This is a genomic window from Blautia sp. AF19-1, assembly GCF_003479155.1.
Taxonomy (GTDB): Bacteria; Bacillota; Clostridia; order Lachnospirales; family Lachnospiraceae; genus Fusicatenibacter; species Fusicatenibacter saccharivorans.
Window position 1 is genome coordinate 157,287 of record NZ_QUGQ01000006.1, and the last position, 23,819, is coordinate 181,105.

Here is a 23,819-nt window from a genome sequence, read left to right on the forward strand (position 1 = left end):
GCATCCGTATAGGATGCCTGGATTTTTTAAATCAAAACGGGTTTGTCGTTTCCTTCAAAAACGTTTTCAAAACCTGCAGCACCCCGTTCTCCCAGTACGGCGGGCAGGTGTGTTTTACTGAGGCGATGACTTCCGCTCGGGCGTTGGAGACGGCGTAGCTTTCGCCGGCGTTCTGAAGCATTTCGATGTCGTTCAGGTTGTCGCCGAAGCAGCAGACTTCGTCTGGGGTAAGGCCAAAGTAGTTCATCAGAAATGAGAGACCGGTCCATTTGCTGACGCCGCGGGCGTTGCAGTCCAACCATTCCTTACCGGCGACAGCGAGTTTTGCCTGATGCTTCCACGCCGGGATGAAATTTGGGGAGCAAAGCTCTTCACAGGAGGTTGGATGGTAGATCGTGAATTTGATAATGTCCTCGTTTTCTACCTTCGACAGATCCGGTACTTCGCGGACATCGAAGCCGTAGGAGTCGCGGAGCCAGTGAAACATGCGGCTTCCGGCATCTTCGGCGAGGCAGTAGTCCGGGGTGGCGGCAAAGCAGTTGCAGGACGGAAGTTCGTCATATACCATGCGGCACATGGATTTCCAGAGTGCCGTTTCCATCGGATATGTTTTCAGAATCTTTTCCGGTGTGCGCACGACAGTTCCGCCATCGGAGATGTAGAGCAGGCGGTCCTTGATCGGAGCGAAAAGCTTCTGTTCACTGGAAAACTGGCGGCCGGAACAGACAACAAAATGGATGCCCTGGTCGACAAGCCTGGAAACAACAGTCATATATTCCGGGTCGATCAGAAGTGTGCCGTCTTTGACGAGCGTTCCATCGACATCGGTTGCAATCAACTTTATCATAATAGAAAATCTCCTTATCTTGTCACAGAAAAAATTCAAACTATAGCAAGACCAGAAAATAACGCAAAAAAGGCAGTGCTGCAGGGCGCGAATTACAAGGAACGGATTTGAAGGCGTACCGGGGTACGACGAAAATCCGTGACGCAGTAATTCACGTTCTGCAGTGCTGAATTTTTTGCATTATTTTCTGGGATTGCTATAAACAAGATTATATCGTGAATTGCTTCGGGGTGCAAGCCGGAACCGGAGGAACGCAAAACTCCACGTTGACGAAATGCGGAAATAAGGCGTAAAATAAAGAAAAATATATATCCACAGGGGGATTTTTATTATGGCATTTATTCAGGTAAGCTTCATGTCAAAAACTTTAATGCGCACCGTACCGCTGCAGGTTATTCTGCCGGTCGACAAATTTACCTTTGGGCAGCCGGAGCGCGAGGAAAAACCGTTTAAAACGCTGTATTTGCTGCATGGCATTTTTGGGAATGAGACAGACTGGGTTCATGGAACCAGAATCCAAAGATGGGCAGAGGAGAAAAACCTTGCCGTTGTCATGCCGGCCGGCGAGAATGCGTTTTATGTGGATCAGCCGTCCATCGGTGCCATGCACGGACAGTTTATCGGAGAAGAACTGGTTGAGATTACAAGAAAAATGTTTCCACTGTCCAGAAAAAGAGAAGACACCTTTATCGGAGGTCTTTCCATGGGTGGTTTTGGCGCACTCAGAAATGGCCTGAAATATCACGATACCTTCGGGGCTGTGATCTGCCTGTCCGGTGCACTTCATGTGCTGGAAAATCCGGAAGAGAGCAGAGCGGACAGCTTTGCACATGAAGAAGGTTATTTCGGAAATCTGGTCGAAGCAGCAAAGAGTGACAAAAACCCGGCTGTTCTTATCGAGCAGTTAAAGGAAGCACGGAAAAAAGATCCGTCTGTCAATGTGCCGACCGTATTCCAGGCGTGCGGAACAGAGGACGGACTTCTGGAAGTAAACCGTCTCTACCATAAACGGATGGAAGAGAGCGGCATGGACATTGTCTACTATGAGAGTAAGGGTGGCCATGAATGGGATTTCTGGGATGAGTGGATCAAAAAGGCACTGGACTGGCTGCCACTTGAGGAAAAGACGGAAGGCCTGAACAGCGGAAACGTAAATGTTTAAAGGAAAAAGGGAGACAGGCAATGCCAGAAACGAGAAATGACGAATTGTACCGTGCGTTAAAACACAACGGTTACCCGGACGACTTCTGCCGGGAAATTGCATACCGCCAGATGAACACCGATTTTACCGCCACGCGGATGCTCGGCTATCTCTACCGCGTCACAAGCCCGCGCGCCGAGGACGTTGTCGATGAGATGCTGGCTATCCTGAGTGACCGCAAAGCATGGATTGAGAAAAAACAGTCTGAGGAAGCCCAGGCGGCGATCAGCAGAATGTACCGGGAAGGCCTGTAACCTGGGCGGGCGTTTATGCAGAAAAAGCAGAAGGAACGGGCTTGCATTCTTTTCCGGTTTCTGCTACAATCAGTGCAGTGAAAAAGCGAAGAAAAGAAACAGTAGCGACAGAGCGCATTCAGAGAGAAAGCGGCAGGTGAAAGCTTTTTGCAGAATCTATCGTGAACCGGTCTTGGAGCTGTGCACCGAAGAGAAGAAAATCCATCAGGAAAAATTTATTTCGTAGGCTGCACCGGGATCTCCCGTTACAGAGAAGGTACAGAGAGCAGAGATCACGCGTATTACAAAATACAAAAATCGTGGGGTACAAATGTTCTGTGTCAGAGTGCAGGAGTTTTCCTGAATTTAGGTGGTACCGCGGATAAAAAAATTCGCCCTAAACTGCAGCTTGCGGTTTAGGGCTTTTTTTCTGTTTGAAAACTGCGCATCGCATTCTCGTTACTTCAGTGATGAGTTAGATGCGTAAAATGTTGACTAAAAGCTTAAAATCGGACAGGCTGGAATGTTCTCGCGTCTGGAAGACTTCAGATGTTGAAAACCCAAAGAATAAGGAGGAAATCAGAAAATGAAACTTGAAAAATTAGTAGGAGAACGCTTCAAAGAAAGACCTGCTGACTGTGTCATCGACAGCCATGCTATTATGGTAAAAGGCGGATACATCAAATATATGGCAAACGGAATCTATTCTTCCTATCTGCCGCTGCGTCGCATTGTGCGCAAAATCGAGCAGATCCTGCGCGAGGAGATGGACAAAATCGACGGCCAGGAAGTGCAGTTCCCGGTTGTCATGCCGGCTTCTCTGTGGGATGAGTCCGGCCGTTACGATAGCATCGGCGATGAGCTGCTGCGCTTCACAGACCGCAACAATGCCAAAATGGTACTCGGCATGACCCACGAGGAGGCAGCCGTACACCTTGTACGCGAGTATGCACAGAGCTACACCAAATATCCGTTTATGATCTATCAGATCCAGACAAAATTCCGTGATGAGGCCCGTCCGAGAGCTGGACTGATCCGTGTGCGTGAGTTTACGATGAAGGATGCTTACTCCTTCCATACCAGCCAGGAAGATCTGGAGCAGTATTACGAGAAATGCCACGCAGCATACGAGCGCATCTTCGAGCGTGTCGGCGTGCCGGAGGTGGTATCTGTCAAATCCGATTCCGGTATGATGGGCGGAAATATCTCCCACGAGTTCATGCTTCTGACTCCGGTCGGAGAGGATTCCATCGTTCTGTGTGATTCCTGCGATTACAGAGCCAACATGGAGGCAGCTGAGAACATTTCAGATATCGCAAGAGACGCAGAATCCGCTGCACTCGAAAAGGTTTATACACCGAACGTCCACACCATTGAAGACGTCTGCAATTTCTTCGGAGACGAGACAAAGAACTCCTGCAAAGCCGTTGTTTATCAGCAGAATGTTGATGATAAATACGTTGTCCTTTTCATCCGCGGCGATCTCGAAGTCAACGAGACGAAGCTGGTCAACTTCCTCGGCGAGCAGGTTCACGCAGCCGTGATCACCGAAGAATGCGGCCTGAACGCAGGCTACATCGGACCGGTGAACCTGAAGGTGAACGGAGATGCCGTTGTCCTCTACGATAAATCCCTCGAGGGAAGAAATAACCTTTCCTGCGGAGCCAACGAGGCAGAGCATCATTACAAAGGACTCGACATGGAGCGCGACGTTCCGAATGCCGAGTATCACGATTTTGCAAAAATCCAGGAGGGCGGCATCTGCCCGAAATGCGGCAAAAAGACTGTGAAGATCTCCAGAGGTATCGAGGTCGGAAATATCTTCCAGCTTGGAACCAAATATACAAAATCCATGAATATGACCTATGTCGATGCAAACGGCGAGAGCAAGACCCCGATCATGGGATGCTACGGTATCGGTGTCGGCCGTCTGGCAGCATCGGTCTGCGAGGCACATCACGATGAGTACGGCCCGATCTGGCCGAAAGCTATCGCTCCGTGGCAGGTACACCTCTGTGCAGTCCGCGTCGATGACGAGGGAGTCAGAGCATATGCGGACAAGCTGTACGAGGATCTGCAGAATGCAGGCATCGAAGTGATCTACGACGACAGAAGCGTCAGAGCCGGCGTAATGTTTGCCGATGCCGACCTGCTCGGCATTCCGCTGCGCATCATCGTAAGCCCGAAAAACATGAAACAGGGCGTTGTCGAGGTTGCATCCCGCGATAAGACTCTGAAAACACAGATTCCGCTGGAAAATGTGATGGAAGAGATTAAACAGTATCTGTAATGATTCAGAACCATGCGAAAGGGAAGAAAAATCGCGATGGGGCTCGGAAGAAGTTCGACAGGAGAAAACACGATATGGAACTCTGGGATATCTATGATGAAAACAAACAGCCGACCGGCCGCACGATGAAGCGGAATGACTGGCATATGAAGCCGGACGAATTTCACCTGACGGTGCTCGGCGTAATCGCAAGACCGGACGGAACCTTCCTTATCACAAAACGTGTCATGACGAAAGCCTGGGCACCGGGCTGGTGGGAGGTTTCCGGCGGCGCGGCACAGGCAGGAGAGAGCTCTTGGGAGGCCGTGCGCCGTGAGGTCAGAGAGGAAACCGGACTCGATGTGAGCAAGGCAGACGGCGGCTACCTCTTCACTTACCGGCGTATCAACCCGGATGAGGGAGACAACTACTTTGTCGATGTCTATCGCTTCGTGATGGATGTCAAAGACGAGGATCTTCACCTTCAGGAGGAAGAAACGGACGGCTACCGTTTTGCTACGTTGGACGAAATCAAAGGATACGCCGCAGAAGGAAAATTCCTGCATTACGACAGCATCCGCCAGGCATTTGAACTGTAACAGAGAAATGAGATAAGAAAAACGCGTTCCCGCCGGAAACCACAGGGGTTTCCGAAAACGGGAACGCGTTTTCTTAGCCTTAGAGCGTGTCTGAAAAAGGCTTTTCGCAAGCAGTTAATTGCAGTTAATTGCGATTGAATACTTCGCGGTTGAGCGCCTTTTCCTGATGGCTGACAATCGTTGTGCAGACAGCATCGCCTGTGATGTTGACGGCGGTACGCAGCATATCGAGAATACGGTCGATACCCATGATAAGAGCGATACCCTCCGTTGGCAGTCCGACGGAATTCAGTACCATAGCCAGGGTAACAAGTCCGACGCTTGGGATACCGGCGGTACCGATGGAAGCCAGTGTTGCGGTAACAACAACCGTTGCGAGGTTTGCCGGAGTCAGATGAATACCGTACGCCTCTGCGATGAAGATGACAGCGACACCCTGCATAATGGAGGTACCATCCATGTTGATGGTTGCGCCGAGCGGAATGGTGAACGAAGAAATCTGCTTCGAGACACCCATCTTTTTGTTCAGCGTATCAATCGACATCGGGATTGTCGCGTTGGAGGTTGCGGTGGAAAATGCAAATCCCATAACCGGAAGGAATTTCTTCACGAATTTAATCGGATTCAGCCGTGTGAATACGAACAGAAGAACCTGATAAATGACGAAGCACTGCAGTGCCAGCGCCAGTGTTACATTTCCCATGTATTTCAGCATCGGTGCGAACGCAGAAAAGCCGACCGTTGCAAAGGTACGTGCAATCAGACAGAAAACGCCGACCGGGGCCACCTTCATGACCGTCATGGTCATTTCCATCATGACATCGTTAAACTGGCTGATAAAGTTGGAAACGACCGAAGCGCGGTTTCCGAGCTTTGCCAGCATTACGCCGACAAACAGGGCGAATACGATGATGGGAAGCATATCGCCGTTTGCCATGGAACCAATCGGGTTCTTCGGGATGATGTTGAGCAGTGTATCCACCAGGCTGACGCTGGAATCTGCTGCTGTCGAGGACAGGTCTGCTTTCTGAACCGCACCCATGTTAAGTCCGAGACCCGGGTGAATGAGCAGGGCGGTTCCAAGTGCGATGCAGACGGCAAGTGCTGTGGTAACAAGGTAAAAGCCGATCGTTTTTACGCCGACCTTTCCGAGGGTTTTGCTGTCTCCGATGGACATACTTCCGCAGACGAGGGAGCAGAAGACAAGCGGTACGACAAGCATCTGCATCAGGCGGATAAAGCCCTGTCCGATGACATACAGCACACCTTCTACGATGACGGTGTCCTTGATATAGCTGGACGGGATCCAATAGTGAATCACCACGCCGAGCAGCGCACCGGCCAGCAGGGCAATAAAAATCTGGGTGGAAAGCCCGGGCTTCTTTTTTGACTTTTCCGTTGTTTCTTTTCTGTTTCGGACCATTATTCGATTCCTCCGGTTTCTTCGAGATATTCTTTCAGTGCCGTTTTCCAGTCGAGCGGCTCAGGAATACCGGTCAGGCGGAGCATCATGTTGTCCAGAACAGAATAGGTTGGGCGGACATCATCGCGTGCGACAACCGGGTAGAGATCAAGATCACCGGTTTTTCCAGTATACTCGAGGATGGTTCTTGCAAACTCATAGCGGCTGCAGCTTCCGGGGCAGACAACGTGGTACAGACCATACTCCTCGCTGTCGATAAAGTGGCAGATCACGCGTGCAAGCTCAAAAGCACTGGTCGGAGCCGCATACTGGTTGTTTGGAACCTCCATCGTGCCGCCTTTTGCCGCATTGCGGAGTACTTCATCCACAAAATCGCGGCCGATCCCGTAAATCCAGGAGCTTCGGATGATGACAAAGCGGTTCAAAAGCTGTGTCAGGATTTTCTCTCCGGCCTCTTTTGATTTTCCGTAGATCGTACGCGGATGCACGGTATCAAACTCGTTGTACGGGATGCGGGATTCCTTGTCGAAAACATCATCCGTTGAGATCTGAATAACCTTTGCGTCGATATCATTGGCGGCAAGCGCTACGTTGCGCACACCGATGGCATTGACACGATAGGCTTCGTCGATGTTTTTTTCACACTCGGCAACGTCGGTCATACCGGCGCAGTTGATGATAACGTCGGGACGGTTGACATAAACGAACTGTGTGACTTCATCGATTTTGGTAATATCAACCTCGTGAATATCCGTCGGAAGAAGCTGATATTCCACACCCTCCAGCAGTTCCAGAAGGGCAGTACCGATGTGGCCTTCGGCACCTGTAATCCATATTTTTTTCATAGGTTCTCTCCTGTCCTTGATTTATATACAGAAAAACTGTAATTGTATTTATTTTACCTGTGGACTTTACAGAAGTCAATAAATTATGGAAAGTCTCTGTGCAGAACCGGAAAAAAGTGGTATCATTTCTGTATATGTCTGCGGTGTAAGACTGCATATCTGCTACAAAAGAAGGAGGAGTATTTTTGAAAAAGAACAAATATGAAATCGACATGTGCAACGGCACGATTATGGACAAGCTGATTTCCTTTTCGCTGCCGCTGATGGTGTCCGGCATTCTGCAGCTGATGTTCAACGCGGTGGATATCATCGTCGTCGGACGGTTCAGCGGAAGCCAGGCGCTTGCGGCTGTCGGATCGACAACGGCGCTCATCAACGTGTTCATCAACCTGTTTATGGGAATCTCGCTCGGTGCGAATGTGCTTGCGGCGCGGTATTATGCAGCGGGGCGCGACTGGGAGATGTCGGAAACGGTACATACATCGATCATGCTGGCGCTGATCAGCGGCGTTGTGATGGCGTTTGTGGGCGTATTTTTTGCAAAAGGCGCGCTGGAGCTGATGGATACACCGGCGGATGTCATTGATCAGTCGGCATTGTATATGAGAATTTACTTTATGGGAATGCCGTTTTTCATGCTGTACAACTACGGTGCGGCGATTCTGCGTGCCGTCGGCGACACGAAGCGGCCGCTGTATTTCCTGATTGTATCGGGTGTGATCAACGCTGGTCTGAATATGTTCCTCGTGATCGTGTTCAGTCTCGGCGTGGCAGGTGTGGCGATTGCAACGATGGTTTCGCAGGCGATCTCCTGCGTGCTGGTTCTGCGGTGCCTCTATAAGAGCGAGGGAAGTTATCAGCTCCGGTTCTCGAAGCTGTGCCTGAAAAAGGATTACATCATCCCGATTTTCCAGGTCGGCATCCCGGCGGGTATTCAGAGTACCGTTATCAACTTCTCGAACGTGCTGCTGCAGTCATCCGTCAATTCCTTCGGTTCGATTGCAATGGCAGGCTACACGGCGGCCAACAATGTGCTGGGATTTTTATACACCTCAGTCAACTCCGTCACCCAGGCGTGCATGAGCTTCACAAGCCAGAACTACGGTGTCGGAAAATACAAACGAATGGATAAGGTGCTGATCGACTGCCTGATTCTCTCCAGCGGCATCGCACTGGTGATGGGTGGCGGCGCGTATCTGTTCGGTACGGAAATCCTGCAGATTTACACTGGGGACCCGGAGGTTATCCGCTGCGGTATGGAAATTCTGTCGATCACGACGGTTCCGTATTTCCTCTGCGGCATCATGGACCTCTTCCCGGGAGCCCTGCGCGGTATGGGATGCTCGGCGGTGCCGATGATTCTGTCCGTCATCGGAACGGTCGGAACGCGAATCGTGTGGATCTTCGGCATTTTCCCGCAGCACCGCTCGCTGTATGTGCTGTTCATTTCGTATCCGGGATCGTGGATCATCACGATTATCATGCAGGTGATCTGCTATCTGATTATGCGGAAGAAAGTCTACAGCCGGGCAGCAGCCGTATAAAAAAGAGAAAAAAGACAAAAAGCCAGAAAAACCGCGGATAAATCCATTTTTAGGTGGAATTATCCGCGGTTGTGTGATAAGATGGCTGTATGCGAAGAGGCAGGTAGAAGATACAGGGACACCTGCCTCTTACTCTGTGAAAAAGGAGAGAAGAGAGAACATATGAAAAAGTTTTATGCATGGTATCAGAAGCATATTACAGGTGCGATCTTTACCGGACTGCTTCTCGGTATCTTAACCGGACTTCTTCTGGCGGACCGCTTTACGCCGATTCTGACCGTAACCGGCGTCATCGGCGGCATCTACATGAACGCCTTGAATATGATGATTTTCCCGATGGTATTCTGCTCAATTGTCATGGGCATCTGCAGCATCGGAAATGCAAAAACGACAGGTAAGATCACCGGCTACTCGATGATTTTCTTCCTGTGCACCACCGCGATTGCAAGTGCAGTCGGCATTATCATTCCAAGACTGATCCGCCTCGGAAAGGGAGTCCATTTTGAGATGGCAACTTCCGATATCCAGGCGACCGAGATGACCAGCATCCTCGACACGATCAAAAACCTGATCCCGTCCAACCCGGTGAAAGCATTTGCGGAGGGCAACATGCTCCAGGTACTCGTGTTCGCTGTCGTTGTCGGCTTTACGCTGATTGCGGTCGGAGAGAAGGGACAGCCGCTCTTAAACGTGATCGACTCCCTGAATGAGGTCTGCTTAAAAGTCATCAGCACCGTTATGTACTTCACCCCGATCGGTGTCTTCTGTACGATCGTGCCGGTTGTCGAGGCAAACGGAACCAAAACCATCGTTTCCCTGGCAACCCAGCTCATCATTCTGTATGTGGCATTCTATGGATTTGCGATCGTCGTCTACGGCGGCGCTGTAAAACTCATCGGAAAGACGAGTCCGGTCAAGTTCTTTAAGGCGATCATGCCGGCAGCCCTGAATGCATTCGGAACATGTTCCAGTTCCGCGACGATCCCAATCAGCAAGCGCTGTGTCGAGAAAGAACTCGGCGTTTCGAACCAGATCAGCAGTATTGCAATCCCGCTCGGTGCCACCGTCAACATGGATGCGGTATCGATCCTGATGTCGTTTATGATCATGTTCTTCGCAAATGCCTGCGGCATCAACGTCAGCATTTCGATGATGGTGATCATTCTGCTTGCCAACGTCCTGCTTTCTGTCGGAACACCGGGTATTCCGGGCGGCGCGATCGCATCATTCGCAGCACTCGCCACGATGGCAGGTCTTCCGGCCGGCGTCATGGGCGTTTACATCAGCATCAACACACTGTGTGACATGGGTGCCACCTGCGTCAACGTCATCGGCGATATGGCAGGCTGCGTTGTGCTGCAGGAGAAAATCAAACTGGAAGAAAACTAAAAAATGTTACATAGAAAAAGAGGGATTCCTTTCACGGGAGTCCCTCTTTTGCAATGCGTAAAATAAATTAAATATAGTCCGAAACATATGGAATATGGTGGAAGAGCAGGTCATCCAGGCATTCCACAGTCTGCGGCGTTGTTTCGATGCGCGCCATCTCATACAGCTTGGAAGCCGTCTTGTAGCCGAGCAGCAGTGTCGTGAGCGATGCGATCGTCATTTTCATCACATGGTCCGGCTCGCGGTCGGTCGGCACACAGTGTCCTTTTTCAAAGAAGAATGTGAAGCTGTCATTGTTCCACGGAAGCAGCTCATCCTCGATCTCAAAACGGATACACACATCCGGCTCGTCCGGGTCGCAGGCGTAATGTTCCATAAACTGCACGACATCGATGATACGCCCCATCGAGTACGGGCGAATCGTTTCTTTGATATCGCTGTCCTCAAGCTCGAACGCGATGGGTTCACTGTAGTAGTTATTTCCTTTGACCTCATCGATCATGGAATCGTGCGCATGAATATACTCCCAGAGTCCCAGCTGTGCTTCGCGGTTCAGATAGATCATCTCTTTGATATGCATGATATCGGAGCTGATCAGATAGACCATGTAGCCGTACGGCACATCATCAGCGGAATAGTAGATCGCAACGACGGTATCATCCTCATCCCAGCGGAAATATTCTTCCCACGCCAGATTGTTGCGGTAGAGGCAGCCGTGCGTCTTCGAAGCAAATTTGGTATGTAGTTCCTTAAAATCCTTGTCATCCCATGCCACGCGGCGCACATAGCCAGGGGCTTTGAGTTTCCGCGGCACCTGCGTGTCCTTGATGGTGTACGTCATCTTATTGGAAATGATTTCCCATCCGAGATTCCGGTAGAGCGGAATAGAGTAGGGATAGAGAAGCGCAAAGGAACGGTGGTTTTCCCGCATGCGCGTGAGACTCCGGATCATCAGCTTTTTCATGATGCCCTGGCCGGTGTATTCCGGGTAGGTGCAGACGCTGGTGACAAAACCGACGGGATAGCGGACACCGTAGATATTCATGTCCAGCGGATAAACCGCGAACTGTGATACCAGATCCTCCTCGCAGAAACAGCCGAGCACATCGGCACGGACGAGAACCGGGAATTTGGACTGCTTGATTTCATCGTCTTTCCATCCGCTTTCGGAAAGCTCCTGCTCTGTAACCTGAAAGGCGTAGCGCAGAAGTGCATTGTACTGCTCTGCGTCGTCGATGGTCAGCGGGCGGAAGGTTAAGTTCGAATCTTTCGTTTGAATCATGGATTACTCCCTCATTTTATTGTGAATCAAAGTATAGTGAATCAGATACTTTATTTTTTCGTAAATATTCTATCATAAGAAATGGAATTTGTGCAGTTAAAAATAAAGCCCATTCCGCAAATTTGGTAAAAAGATCAAAATAGTGTTAGAAATCGGATAAAAACTTCAAGAAACAGACAAAAAAATCTAATAAAATGAAAAACATACAGGGATAGTCTGCGCGAAAAAGTAGACATACGATTTCCAGGGTGACTGCGTTGAGATCGACGTGTTCAATCCGGAGACAAGAAAATATGTCTGGGACGTATGCAAGAAGAACTACTACGATTACGGCATCAATGCTTTCTGGCTGGATAACTCCGAGCCGGATTACGGTGTTTACGATTTCGATCATTACCGCTATATTGAAGGACCGGCGCTCTCCTGCAGCAACATCTATCCGCAGTTATACAGCCGTGTCTTCTATGATAAGAAGAAAAAACCGACCGCGTAAAACCGGTCGGTTTTTTTGAATAAATTTCCATTACAGGACGGTTTTTGTACACTTTTTTCTTGACGAAACGGGAAACAATCGTTACACTATTATGTATAACTGTAATTAAAATGGGAAAATGTAGCAAAACGCGGAAGCACACAAAGGGGTAATGAAGTTTTGTGTGTACCGGGGAGAAGAGAGGGAAACAGATGAATCAGACCGAATTGCCGGAATGTGAAAAAATAAATAAGAAAGAGCCTTCTAAGGATGTTCAGATGACACAGAAACAGGCAGAACGTCTGGTGGAACATCTGAAGAATATTTTCATGTATGTGCGGGTTCTCCGTCCGGATGAGATCGGAGATTTTATTATCGATGAAGAGAATGGCAAGCTGTGTGAATGCTACGCAGTATGGAACAAAGCGATGCCGTGCCTTAACTGTATTTCCGAAAAAGCCCTGCGGGAGAAATCGCAGAAATCAAAACTGGAATGCATTGCGTCGAATGTGTATCAGGTCATTGCAAGATACGTGGAGATCGAAGGAGAACCATGCGTGATCGAGATGATCAACCGTCTCGACGATGAAACACTGATGGACTCCGAAGGACGCCAGAATCTGGTAAGCAAGCTGAACAGCTACAGCGAAGAGCTGTATCGTGACGCGCTGACCGGAGTATTCAACCGCCGCTACTTCGAAGACCAGATCCGGGACGCCAGCTTTTGCTGCGGCGTAGCCATGATCGATCTCGATGATTTCAAATTATACAACGATACATACGGCCACAATGCCGGAGATATGGCGCTTGACACCATTGTAAAGACCGTCAACCGCTGCACCCGACGTACCGACCGTCTGATCCGCTTAGGAGGAGACGAATTTCTGCTGGTTCTGCCGGAGATGGATGAGGAAAACTTTGTACAGAAATTAAAACAGATTCAGTCACAGATCCATGAGGCACAGGTGCCGGGCTACTCGAAGATGCGTCTTTCCGTCAGCGTAGGAGGTGTTCTGACAAGAGATGAGACGATCGGCGAAGCTGCGATGCGTGCCGACCAGCTGATGTATCTTGCAAAACAACGGAAAAACATGGTTGTCACCGAGAAAGACCAGATCCTGGGTTGTCAGGACGATGTTGTCCGTCAGGAAAACCGCAGAGAAAAACAGCGCATCCTGATCGTGGATGATTCCGAGATGAACCGTATCATCCTCTCGGAGATTCTGCAGGATGAATACGATATCATCGAGGCTTCCACCGGCGAAGAGTGCCTGCGTCTGCTGGAAGAATACGGAACAGGCCTTGCGCTGATCCTTCTGGATATCGTCATGCCGGGCATGGACGGTTTCGGAGTGCTTGACTACATGAACCGCAACCACTGGATCGAAGAGGTTCCGGTCATCATGATATCGAGCGAGGATTCCACCGCATTTGTGCGCCGTGCGTATGAGCAGGGTGTATCCGATTATATCAGTCGTCCGTTTGATGCAAAAGTTGTTTACCAGCGTGTCTTCAACACGATCAAATTATATGCAAAACAGCGCCGTCTCGTGACGCTCGTCACCGAGCAGATTTACGAAAAAGAGAAAAACAATCAGATGATGATCAGTATCCTGAGCCATATCATGGAATTCCGGAATGGCGAGAGCGGACTTCATGTCCACCACATCAACGTTCTGACCAGTATGCTCCTCGAGCGTCTGGTACAGAAGACAGACCGCTACCACTTAAGCTGGTCCGATCAGCTGATGATCACAACGGCATCCGCACTGCACGATATCGGAAAGATGGGCATTGACGAGAACATTTTAAATAAGCCGGGAAGGCTGACGAAAGAAGAGTTCGAGGAGATGAAGAAACATACCCTGATCGGAGCGTCCATGCTGAAGAGCCTGGAACTGTATCAGGACGAGAAGCTGGTACAGATTGCGTACCAGATCTGTTGCTGGCATCATGAGCGGTACGACGGAAAGGGTTACCCGGACGGCTTAAAAGGTGAGGAGATCCCGATTGCAGCCCAGGTTGTATCGATTGCCGATGTTTACGATGCGCTGACAAGCGAGCGTGTCTACAAATCGGCATACACGCACGAGAAAGCCATCGAGATGATCCTGAACGGCGAGTGCGGTACCTTCAGCCCGCTGATGCTCGAGTGTCTGCTCGATATCAAAGATGCCATCTGCGAGGAGCTGAACACCATATCCGAAGAAAAACAGACTTCGATTCAGATTGAAAAGCTGAAAAAGAATCTGAAGTCGGGGGGGGGCAGAGCTGAGTTTTCTGAACTCTGATGAAAAGTTATCCACAGAAGATGCCTGGGAGAACAGGTGTCATGCGGATTCGAAAGACGATCTTAAATAAAAATATACCAAAACCCATGGATTTCTGAAAAGATTCCATGGGCTTTTCGCACCTTTGTGCAAATTTTTGTTGTGATTCCGGAGGACAACTGCTATAATAACAGAAAATGTCAAAAAATACGACAAAAATACCGGAAGAGGGCTGTGCGAACAAGTACACACAAGTCTGGAAAGGATAAAAACATGAATCAGTTGGAAGTATTACGAGAGAGCCTCGGACAGTGCGATGAGATTATTCTGGATGCGCTGCTGATGAGAAACCGTATTGTCGAGGACATTATGGTATATAAAGAAGCAAATAACGTGCCGATTCTCCAGCCGGAGCAGGAAGCAAAACAGAAGGAATGGCTGGAACGCCGGATGCAGGAAAAACGCCATAAAAACGAAGTTGCGGATGTTTTCGAGAGCATCACAAGAAACAGTAAAAAGATTCAGGCAAGAAAGCTGTTCAATTATAATATTGTACTGATTGGCTTCATGGGAGCCGGAAAGAGCACCATTTCCGATTATCTCAAAACCGTGTTTGCCATGGATATCATCGAGATGGATCAGATCATCGCAGAGCGTGCCGGTATGAGCATCTCCGATATTTTTGAGACTTACGGCGAACAGTATTTCCGTGACTGCGAGACGAATCTTCTGATTGAAATGCAGTCGAGAACAAACGTTGTCATTTCGTGCGGCGGCGGAACTCCGATGCGTGAGTGCAACGTTGCGGAGATGAAAAAGAACGGCCGCGTTGTTCTTCTGACTGCAAAGCCGGAGACGATTTTAGACCGTGTCAAAGACAGCCACGACAGACCGCTGATCGAGAACAACAAAACCGTTCCGTTTATCGCAGATCTGATGAGCAAGCGCCGTGAGAAATATGAGGCCGCAGCCGACATTATCATCGAGACGGACGGAAAGAGCGAGCTGGAGATCTGTGAGGAGCTGATCCACAGCCTGCGGCAGATGGATGCAAAAGCGGAATAAAAGAGAAAAAGTAAAGAAAAAGAAGAAGGAGAATGCTGTGTGTGACGGCAGCCTCCTTCTTTTAAGTTTGATACCGAATTGTTGCGCACTTAAAAAATACAAGATCTGTAGGAAAAAGGATTGACAAAAAAGGTATTTCTCGATATTCTGATAAAAGTTGGGCTAAAATCACGTGAAAAAAGTGAAAAAACAAGGTATTATTTCGTGCTATTGTCCGAATAAGAGAAAAAATTCAGGATAATTATATGAAAAACAATGGCCCGTGTGCAGACATAGCCGGATCAGCCGGGGAGGGTCTGCGGAAAACAAAGGAGGAACACCAATGAGAAAAAGAAACAAAGTCGTTTCTCTGCTTTTGGCAGGATGCATGGCAGCCGGTCTTCTGGCCGGATGCGGAAGCAGCGGAGAGGCACAGGTAGCAACTGCTGACAATGCTACAGCGGCATCAACCAGTACTGGAGCAGCGGATTCAGCAGCACCGGAGACTGCAGGTGAAGTGGACGGACAGATCAATCTTCGCGCGGTAGCCTTTGGAAACAACTTCGATGTACAGGATATGGGATGGCGCTGGATGATGGCAGAGTGCTACGAAGGACTGATGCGTGACGTAGCAGATGAGAACGGAGACCGTTTCGAGTACGCCGGTGCAGAATCCATGGACGTATCCGACGACGGACTGGTTTATACCTTCCATTTGAGAAAGGATGCAAAATGGTCCGACGGACAGCCGGTTACCGCAGCAGATTATGAGTACGGATGGAAACGTCTGTTAAATCCGGAATACGGCTATTCCTATTCTTTCTTCCTGTTCAACGTAGTAGGAGCAGAGGAGTATTATAACGGACAGGGTTCTGCCGATGAGATCGGAATCAAAGCAGTTGACGATTACACCTTCGAGGTTACCTTAAAGGTAGCGGATCCGACCTTCCAGTCCAAGCTGGTAGCAACTCCGCTTTACCCGACCCGTCAGGATGTCGCAGAGGCAGCCGGAGACCAGTGGGGAAAAGACTGGACAAAGTGTGTCTACAACGGACCGTTTGCCATGACCAACCTGGTAGAAGATAACTCCATGACATGGGTAAAGAATGACCAGTACTGGGATAAGGACAACGTAAAACTGAATCAGGTAAACTGGTACTGTGTAGCAGAGAACGCAACAGCAGCAACCATGTTCGATAACGGACAGCTGGACGTTTTCGATGCAGCAGGCGATTACATTGCAAAATATGACAAAGAAGTAGAAGCAGGCAATATGCAGACCATGACCACCGAGTACCCGGGAACTATGGTTCTGTGCTACGAGCAGTCTGAGGGCGGAAAATCTGGTCTGATGAAAAACGTAAACATCCGCAAGGCAATTTCCTACTCCATCAACCGTGAGGAGATGGTATCAGCTGTTTACGGAAGATACACCGCAGCTTACGGCTTCGTTTCCCCGGCGATCACGCTCGACGGAACTTCCTACCGCAAGCAGGCGTCGGAGACCATGAAAGAGGAATATGAGCAGTATGCAGGAGATGCAGACAAGTTAAAAGCACTGTTCCAGAAAGGCCTTGATGAGCTTGGTATCACCGACAAACCGGAAGACATCACCATTACACTGCTGTCCCAGGGTTCTGCTACCGAGAATCAGCTCGAGAGAGAGTACCTGCAGCAGTCCATTTCCCAGAATCTGGGCGTAAAGGTAGAGCTGAACACCGTTGGCGATTACCAGATGTTTGCAAACGAGCGCGATAACAAGAACTACGATATCTTTGTAGGCGGATGGTTCAGCGATTACAACGATCCGCTGGATTTCCTGAACGTCATGAAGACAGGCGTTTATGATTCCTACGGCCTCTATAGCAACAGCGAGTACGACAGCCTGATCGATTCTCTGACCGGAGAGAACGACAACGCAAAACGCCTTGAGATTTACCAGAAGCTGGAAGATCTGCTGGTTGCACAGGATTGTGGTGTTGCACCGCTGTACTACTCTGATAAACATTACTATTATCAGAACTGGGTAAAAGATTTCTACACATCCTCCTTCGGCGCAAGCCAGGAGCTTTACAGAGCATCTGTACAGAAATAAAAAAGCAGCAAAACAGAAGAAATGAGGGAAGAAGGGCTTATGAAACAATAGGCTCTTCTTTCGCTATCATAATAAAAATTCCGGTCGGAAAAGACCGGACAGGGAGAGGATTTTTATGCCAAAATATTTACTGCGCCGTTTTGCAGAAATGCTGATCACACTGTTTCTGATTGCAACGGCCACGTTTTTCCTTCTGGAAGCGGTTCCGGGAGATCCGCTGACGGAACGTGCGAGCAAGCTCTCGCCGACCGTAAAGGAAAACCTCTATAAGCGCTACGGCCTCGACAAGCCGATGATGGAGCGCTATGTGATCACAATGAAGGGAATCTGCAAGGGAGAGTTCGGGGAATCTGTTGTCTATGCGGGACAGACGGTACAGAAGCTGATTCATGACCGTCTTCCGGTATCCGCCCGCCTTGGTATCCAGCAGGTGCTGGTCGGTATCACGATCGGTCTGCTGCTTGGAATTCTTGCGGCAATGAGGAGGGGAAGCTTCTGGGACTATATGGTGATCGCCCTGTCGGTCCTCTTGATTTCCATTCCGAACCTGATCTTTGGTCTGATGCTTCAGAAAATTTTCGCAGGTAACCTGAAGGTTCTGCCGACGATCGGCTGGCCTGCGGGAAAGGATCTGTGGTTCGGAGGATGGGAATACACGATTCTTCCGACCCTGACAGGATGCTTTTCTTATATCGCAACGTATGCGCGTCTGCTGAAAACCTCGATGCTCGATGTGATCAATCAGGATTACGTGCTGACTGCTGAATCGAAGGGCTTAAGCCGCGGACAGATTATCCGCCGCCATATCCTTCGGAACTCGTTTATCCCGGTTATCACACAGCTTCCGATGTCGGTTGCCATGTGTATCACAGGCTCCTTCTTCATCGAGAGCATCTTTTCCATCCCGGGAATCGGACAGTATTATGTGACGGCGGTCAATAACCAGGATCTTTCCATTATCATGGGAGAGACGGTTATTATCGCAGCACTTTACATCGGTGTTCTCTTTATCACGGACCTGCTGTACGTGGTCGTTGACCCGAGAATCAGTCTGACAGGAAAGAGCAGATAAGGAGGATATTATGGCAGCATTAACACCGGAAAAATTTAAAGTAATAGGATACACCGAGGAAGATGCGAACCGGATTGACCGCCCGACCATTTCCTACTGGCAGGACGCCTGGAGACGGCTCCGCAAAAATCCGATCGCAATGGGATCTCTTGTTGTGCTCGGCATTCTGTTTGTCATGGTCATCATCGGACCGCATATCAAAGGATATGATTATGTATCCATGAATATCGCCGAGAAAAACCAGGGCGTATCGTCAAAATACTGGTTTGGAACCGACAACCTGGGACGTGACCTCTTCTCAAGAGTCTGGGTCGGCGCACGGGCATCACTGATCATCGCGATCGTCGCAACGGCAATCAAACTCATCATTGGAACGGTGTATGGCGCGCTGATGGCACATTTCGGCGGCTGGGTCGATGAGGTTCTGATGCGGATCATCGAGGTTATCAACTCGATTCCGTCTCTGCTTCTTACGATTCTGATCATGATGATCCTTGGAAATAACCTGTTTGCACTCCTGGTCGCTCTTAGCGTCACCGCATGGTGTAACACGGCACGTCAGGTGCGCGGTATGATCAAACAGCTCCGTGAGACGGAATACGTTTACGCGGCGGAGGTGCTCGGTGCAAAACCGCTCCGCATCATCTTAAAACACTATGTACCGAATATGCTGGGTATCCTGATTCTGGATACGGCGACGGCAATCCCGATGTTTATTTTTACGGAGGCAGGTCTTAGCTTCCTCGGCATCGGCCTCAAGGCACCGTCGATCAGCCTTGGTGTCCTGATTTCGATGGGACAGCAGAACATGGATTTCTATCCGTCACAGCTTCTGTTCCCATGTCTCGTGCTCTGTATCATCGTTATGGCATTCAACCTTCTGGGAGACGGCCTGCGCGATGCCCTGGATCCGAGACTTCGCCAGTAATAAGTGGGAGATAACGATATGAACGAACAAAACAATCCGATTCTGGAAGTAAAAAACTTAAGAGTCTCTTATCACACCTATGCCGGTGAAGTAAAGGCAGTCCGCGGTGTACAGTTTTCTCTCGAGAAAGGTCAGGCGCTCGCAATTGTGGGCGAATCCGGCTGCGGAAAATCTGTAACGGCGAAATCCATCATGGGCCTCATCAAGGCGCCGCAGGGTGAGATTAAAGAGAACAGTGAAATTCTCTACAATGGAGAGAATATTCTGAAATACAACAAAAAACAGTGGCAGCATTACAAAGGCGGCGAGTGTGCAATCATTTTCCAGGATGCGCTGGCTTCCTTAAATCCGACGATGCGTGTCGGAAAACAGATTATGGAAAATCTGATGGGCCATAAAAACATGACAAAACAGGAAGCGGCAAAGGAGGCTGTCGAGATGCTGCGCATGGTCGGCATCCCGGAGCCGGAAAAACGTGTCAGACAGTATCCGCACGAATTTTCCGGCGGTATGCGTCAGCGTGTTATGATCGCGATTGCATTTGCCTGTGATCCGAAAATTCTGATCTGTGACGAGCCGACGACCGCACTCGATGTGACAATTCAGGGACAGATTCTCGATATTATCAAGAATCTGCAGAAGAAAAACCAGACGTCCGTTATCATGATCACACATGATCTTGGTGTTGTGGCGAATATCGCACAGAAGATTGCTGTCATGTATTCCGGTATTATCGTGGAAAGCGGAACGTGTGAGGATATTTTCTATCGTCCGCGTCACCCGTATACCTGGGCGTTGATCCGTTCCGTACCGCGTCTGGATTTGAAAAACAAGCAGGAACTCGCGACAATTCCGGGAACTCCGCCGGATCTTTTAAACCCGCCGGTCGGATGTCCGTTCTGCACGCGGTGCAGCTATTGTATGCCGATCTGTAAGGAAGAGATGCCGGAGGCAACGGAATTCGGCGGCGAGCATAAAGCTGCCTGCTGGCTCCATCACCCGATGGCACCAAAAGTAGAAATGCCAAATCTGGAAGGAGGAGAATTGTAATGGAAAATAACGAAAAAGAAGTGCTTTTTTCCGTTTCCCATCTGAAAAAATATTTTCAGGTCGGAAACCATGCGACCTTAAAGGCCGTGGATGATGTCTCCTTCGAAATTTACAAGGGTGAGACACTTGGAATGGTTGGCGAGTCCGGATGTGGAAAGACAACGTGCGGCCGTACCTGCATCGGCCTGTATGACAAGACCGACGGACAGGTGCTCTACAAGGGAACCGATGTCCATGCGTTAAACGGAAAAGAGCGGTTTGCCTTCAAAAAACAGGTACAGATGGTCTTTCAGGATCCGTATGGATCGCTTGACCCGCGTATGACAGTTGCCGATATCATCGGCGAGGGAATCGATATCCATCATCTGGCGAAGAATAAAAAAGAGCGCCAGGAGATGATCTACAAATATCTGGAACTGGTCGGACTGAACCGCGAGCATGCGAACCGTTTTGTGCACGAGTTTTCCGGCGGACAGCGCCAGCGAATCGGTATTGCGCGTGCGCTTGCCGTGCAGCCGGAGTTCATCGTTCTCGATGAGCCGATCTCCGCACTCGATGTTTCGATCCAGGCACAGATCGTCAATCTTCTTGTGGATCTGCAGAAAAAGATGGGACTGACCTATCTTTTCGTTGCCCATGATCTGTCGATGGTCAAACATATTTCCGACCGTGTGGCGGTTCTGTATCTGGGAACGCTCGTCGAGCTGACGACATCCGAGGAGCTGTACGCCAACCCGCGCCACCCGTACACACAGGCACTGCTCTCCGCGATTCCGATTCCGGACCCGAAAGTAGAGGCAGAGCGCGACCGCAAAAAAATCCGCCTCGAAGGCGAGGTGCCGAGCCCGATCAACACGAAGCCGGGCTGCAAATTCCAGGGAAGATGCAAGTACGCAAAAGACATCTGCCGACAGCAGATGCCGGAATTAAAAGACGTGGGCAACAATCACTTTGTGGCATGTCATTTCTGTGATGCGTTAGAAGAAAATAAGGAATTGTAAAACATGGAAAAGATAAAGAACATCTGCTGTGATCTCGGCAGAGCATTTACAATCGGCCTGCTCTCCGGCGGCGCTGCGGCAGCTGTGCTGCTGCTGGGAGGATTCCTCTTTGGGGGATTCACGTTCCGCGCTGCCCTTGAGGCGGCGAAAGACGGCTTGCTGCTGATCGCGGCCCTCGGCATGTTCGTGATCGCCGGAATGCTGATGGTAAAAGGCAAAAACCCGGAGAAATTCACGCAGAAGGAAAAATGGCGCGTCCACTTTGCCGTACTCGGATATAAGAGTGTGTTCGCAGTTTTCTGCGTTTCCTGGGTGCTGTGGGCGGCAGCGGCGGATTATCTTTTGTATCGGATGTGAAAATAGTTTCTATAAATAAAAAGAGAATTTTGCAGACTGTAAAAATGAGGTCCGGCAAAATTCTCTTTTTTCGTTTAGTCGTTATTCGTCTTCGAGACGGGAGATAACCATCTCCATGGATTTCTGATATTCTTCATCCGAAGAATTGTAGAACAGCATCAGATCGAGGCAGCTGCTCATTTTCTTCAGTGCTTCCGGGATGGAGTAGTCGATCGTTTTCACATATTCATCCCAGTGCTCCAGCTTCCACGTATCGCGCACGGAGTTGCGGTCGATCATGCGCTGGTGGCAGATCTCCGGTTTTGTGACAACCCAGATCACAACAAGCTTTGCCCCATGGTCAGCGAGCTTTTTGGAGAAGTCTTTCAGGAACTTCTCATCATGCACTTCGCGTGTGAATGGTGCGTTGATCAGCACAATATCGTCATACTCGAGTGCTTCCAGTCCGAAATTGACCGTTACTTCATATTCATAATCGCGGATATTCTCCTCGAAGAAATCAGAACTGCGGTTGATTTCCTGTCCGCCCGCTTTGAAAACGCGGTTCGACAGCGGAATGACCGTATCCTTGTCGAGATAAACAACGTGTTTCAGCTCCTTGGCGAGCTGTTTTGAAATGTATGTCTTTCCGCACGCCGGCGGCGAGGTTACGAGGATCATCTTTTTCATCGTTTGTATGTCTTCCTTTCCAGTTGAATCAAAAAAAATCACTCCTAGCATTATAGAAAATTTGGGAAAAAATTGCAAGAGAAAAGACGGTTGTGCCGGAGAAAAAATTGTCTTATAATAAAATAAGATTTTTATGCCATCACGGAGAAAATAAATGGAGGAAAGACAATGAGCAGAGCAAATACACGAGTTGTGAAAATCGGCGACCGGGTCATCGGAGGCGGAAATCCGATTCTGATCCAGTCCATGACGAATACCAAAACAGAAGATGTGGAGGCAACCGTAAAGCAGATCCAGGCGCTCACGGAAGCCGGATGTGACATTATCCGATGCGCCGTCCCGACCATGGAGGCAGCCAAGGCGCTGTCCGAGATCAAAAAGCAGATCTCGATTCCGCTTGTAGCAGATATTCATTTTGACTATCGATTGGCGATCGCCGCGATCGAAAACGGAGCCGATAAAATCCGCATCAACCCGGGCAACATCGGCAGCCGCGACCGGATCCAGGCGGTTGTAGATGCAGCAAAAGAACGCCAGATTCCGATCCGCGTCGGCGTCAACAGCGGTTCACTCGAAAAAGAGCTGGTGGAAAAATACAACGGCGTAACGGCAGAGGGCCTGGTGGAGAGCGCGCTCGACAAAGTGCGGATCATTGAGGAGATGGGCTATGACAATCTCGTCATCAGTATCAAATCGTCTGATGTGATGATGTGTGCAAAAGCGCATGAGCTGATCACGAACCAGACGGATCATCCGCTTCATGTCGGCATTACGGAGGCAGGAACGCTGTATTCCGGCAACATCAAATCGGCAGTGGGGCTCGGTATTATTTTATATCAGGGCATCGGAGATACGATCCGTGTTTCCCTGACCGGCGATCCGCTCGAGGAAATCAAATCCGCAAAACGGATCTTAAAGACCCTGGGACTTCGAAAAGGCGGCATTGAGGTCGTATCGTGTCCGACCTGCGGACGGACCCAGATTGACCTGATCGGATTGGCAAACCAGGTGGAAACACTGGTGCAGGGCTACGATCTTGATATCAAGGTTGCCGTCATGGGCTGCGTGGTCAACGGACCGGGCGAGGCAAAAGAGGCGGATCTTGGTGTTGCAGGCGGAAAAGGCGTCGGCATTTTAATTAAAAAAGGTGAAATCGTGAAAAAAGTACCGGAGAGCGAGCTGCTGTCCGTCTTAAAGGACGAGCTGGATCACTGGGGCAAGTAAAAAAG

The 23,819-nt window shown here is 49.6% G+C and carries 20 protein-coding genes, 1 pseudogene and 1 other annotated feature; of the genes and pseudogenes, 16 read left to right on the forward strand and 5 right to left on the reverse strand.

The features are described 5' to 3' along the window. Positions 1-31: 31 nt before the first annotated feature. Positions 32-847 carry a Cof-type HAD-IIB family hydrolase gene (locus DWX26_RS05890; RefSeq protein WP_055219939.1) on the reverse strand — a complete coding sequence of 272 codons (816 nt, stop codon included), beginning with the start codon at positions 845-847 and terminating at the stop codon, positions 32-34. A gap of 331 nt (positions 848-1,178) precedes the next feature. Here DWX26_RS05890 and DWX26_RS05895 point away from each other — a divergent pair, with 331 nt between their 5' ends. From DWX26_RS05895 to DWX26_RS05910, 4 genes are all read left to right on the forward strand, one after another. Beyond that, positions 1,179-2,009, forward strand: a complete 831-nt coding sequence (locus tag DWX26_RS05895; protein ID WP_055219937.1) for an alpha/beta hydrolase — start codon at positions 1,179-1,181, stop codon at positions 2,007-2,009. Between the two features lie 20 nt (positions 2,010-2,029). Then, positions 2,030-2,302, forward strand: a complete 273-nt coding sequence (locus DWX26_RS05900; RefSeq protein WP_022461797.1) for a hypothetical protein — start codon at positions 2,030-2,032, stop codon at positions 2,300-2,302. 79 nt (positions 2,303-2,381) lie between these two features. Beyond that, positions 2,382-2,684, forward strand: a binding site (T-box leader). Between the two features lie 183 nt (positions 2,685-2,867). Beyond that, positions 2,868-4,571 (forward strand): proline--tRNA ligase, encoded by a 1,704-nt coding sequence (locus DWX26_RS05905; RefSeq protein ID WP_118594868.1) that lies wholly within the window; start codon positions 2,868-2,870, stop codon positions 4,569-4,571. A 74-nt stretch (positions 4,572-4,645) separates the two neighbouring features. After that, complete coding sequence (locus DWX26_RS05910) at positions 4,646-5,149, forward strand: NUDIX hydrolase (protein WP_117802374.1); 504 nt, start codon at positions 4,646-4,648, stop codon at positions 5,147-5,149. Positions 5,150-5,273: 124 nt separating this feature from the next. Here the strand turns inward: DWX26_RS05910 and DWX26_RS05915 are convergent, their stop codons facing one another. Together DWX26_RS05915 and rfbD are read right to left on the reverse strand one after the other, a co-directional pair. Next, positions 5,274-6,572 carry a dicarboxylate/amino acid:cation symporter gene (locus DWX26_RS05915; RefSeq protein ID WP_118594869.1) on the reverse strand — a complete coding sequence of 433 codons (1,299 nt, stop codon included), beginning with the start codon at positions 6,570-6,572 and terminating at the stop codon, positions 5,274-5,276. Continuing rightward, positions 6,572-7,417 carry a dTDP-4-dehydrorhamnose reductase gene (gene rfbD / locus DWX26_RS05920; RefSeq protein WP_117509864.1) on the reverse strand — a complete coding sequence of 282 codons (846 nt, stop codon included), beginning with the start codon at positions 7,415-7,417 and terminating at the stop codon, positions 6,572-6,574. Before rfbD ends, DWX26_RS05915 begins: the two co-directional genes overlap by 1 nt. 212 nt (positions 7,418-7,629) lie before the next feature. On the opposite strand from rfbD, the gene DWX26_RS05925 reads away from it, so the two are divergent. After that, positions 7,630-8,961 (forward strand): MATE family efflux transporter, encoded by a 1,332-nt coding sequence (locus DWX26_RS05925; RefSeq protein ID WP_118594889.1) that lies wholly within the window; start codon positions 7,630-7,632, stop codon positions 8,959-8,961. A gap of 162 nt (positions 8,962-9,123) precedes the next feature. Then, positions 9,124-10,350, forward strand: coding sequence for a dicarboxylate/amino acid:cation symporter (locus tag DWX26_RS05930; protein WP_118594870.1), 1,227 nt, complete (start codon positions 9,124-9,126; stop codon positions 10,348-10,350). A gap of 67 nt (positions 10,351-10,417) precedes the next feature. Here the strand turns inward: DWX26_RS05930 and DWX26_RS05935 are convergent, their stop codons facing one another. Next, on the reverse strand, positions 10,418-11,632 hold the full coding sequence (locus DWX26_RS05935) for a GNAT family N-acetyltransferase (RefSeq protein ID WP_022462381.1): 1,215 nt from the start codon (positions 11,630-11,632) through the stop codon (positions 10,418-10,420). 256 nt (positions 11,633-11,888) lie between these two features. On the opposite strand from DWX26_RS05935, the pseudogene DWX26_RS05940 reads away from it, so the two are divergent. The 9 genes and pseudogenes from DWX26_RS05940 to DWX26_RS05980 form a co-directional block, all read left to right on the forward strand. Beyond that, positions 11,889-12,125: pseudogene (locus DWX26_RS05940) on the forward strand (TIM-barrel domain-containing protein); the annotation flags it as partial. A gap of 191 nt (positions 12,126-12,316) precedes the next feature. Continuing rightward, positions 12,317-14,395 (forward strand): diguanylate cyclase, encoded by a 2,079-nt coding sequence (locus tag DWX26_RS05945; RefSeq protein ID WP_330422987.1) that lies wholly within the window; start codon positions 12,317-12,319, stop codon positions 14,393-14,395. 252 nt (positions 14,396-14,647) lie between these two features. After that, positions 14,648-15,439: a shikimate kinase gene (locus DWX26_RS05950; protein ID WP_117761637.1), complete on the forward strand. Its 792-nt coding sequence runs from the start codon at positions 14,648-14,650 to the stop codon at positions 15,437-15,439. Between the two features lie 322 nt (positions 15,440-15,761). Continuing rightward, on the forward strand, positions 15,762-17,513 hold the full coding sequence (locus tag DWX26_RS05955) for a peptide ABC transporter substrate-binding protein (protein ID WP_118594871.1): 1,752 nt from the start codon (positions 15,762-15,764) through the stop codon (positions 17,511-17,513). Between the two features lie 115 nt (positions 17,514-17,628). Then, a complete protein-coding gene (locus DWX26_RS05960; protein WP_022462669.1) occupies positions 17,629-18,585 on the forward strand; it encodes an ABC transporter permease in 957 nt (318 codons plus the stop codon). 10 nt (positions 18,586-18,595) lie between these two features. Further along, positions 18,596-19,513 (forward strand): ABC transporter permease, encoded by a 918-nt coding sequence (locus DWX26_RS05965; RefSeq protein ID WP_118594872.1) that lies wholly within the window; start codon positions 18,596-18,598, stop codon positions 19,511-19,513. 18 nt (positions 19,514-19,531) lie between these two features. Further along, positions 19,532-20,563 carry an ABC transporter ATP-binding protein gene (locus DWX26_RS05970; protein WP_118594873.1) on the forward strand — a complete coding sequence of 344 codons (1,032 nt, stop codon included), beginning with the start codon at positions 19,532-19,534 and terminating at the stop codon, positions 20,561-20,563. Continuing rightward, positions 20,563-21,564 carry an ABC transporter ATP-binding protein gene (locus DWX26_RS05975; RefSeq protein ID WP_022462666.1) on the forward strand — a complete coding sequence of 334 codons (1,002 nt, stop codon included), beginning with the start codon at positions 20,563-20,565 and terminating at the stop codon, positions 21,562-21,564. Before DWX26_RS05970 ends, DWX26_RS05975 begins: the two co-directional genes overlap by 1 nt. Positions 21,565-21,567: 3 nt before the next feature. Beyond that, complete coding sequence (locus DWX26_RS05980; protein WP_117802382.1) at positions 21,568-21,921, forward strand: hypothetical protein; 354 nt, start codon at positions 21,568-21,570, stop codon at positions 21,919-21,921. Positions 21,922-22,002: 81 nt separating this feature from the next. Here DWX26_RS05980 and DWX26_RS05985 read toward each other — a convergent pair whose 3' ends face one another. Then, positions 22,003-22,590: an AAA family ATPase gene (locus DWX26_RS05985; RefSeq protein WP_117509871.1), complete on the reverse strand. Its 588-nt coding sequence runs from the start codon at positions 22,588-22,590 to the stop codon at positions 22,003-22,005. Positions 22,591-22,758: 168 nt separating this feature from the next. Between DWX26_RS05985 and ispG the strand changes: the two genes are divergently transcribed. Beyond that, a complete protein-coding gene (gene ispG, locus DWX26_RS05990; RefSeq protein WP_022462663.1) occupies positions 22,759-23,814 on the forward strand; it encodes a flavodoxin-dependent (E)-4-hydroxy-3-methylbut-2-enyl-diphosphate synthase in 1,056 nt (351 codons plus the stop codon). Positions 23,815-23,819: the final 5 nt, after the last annotated feature.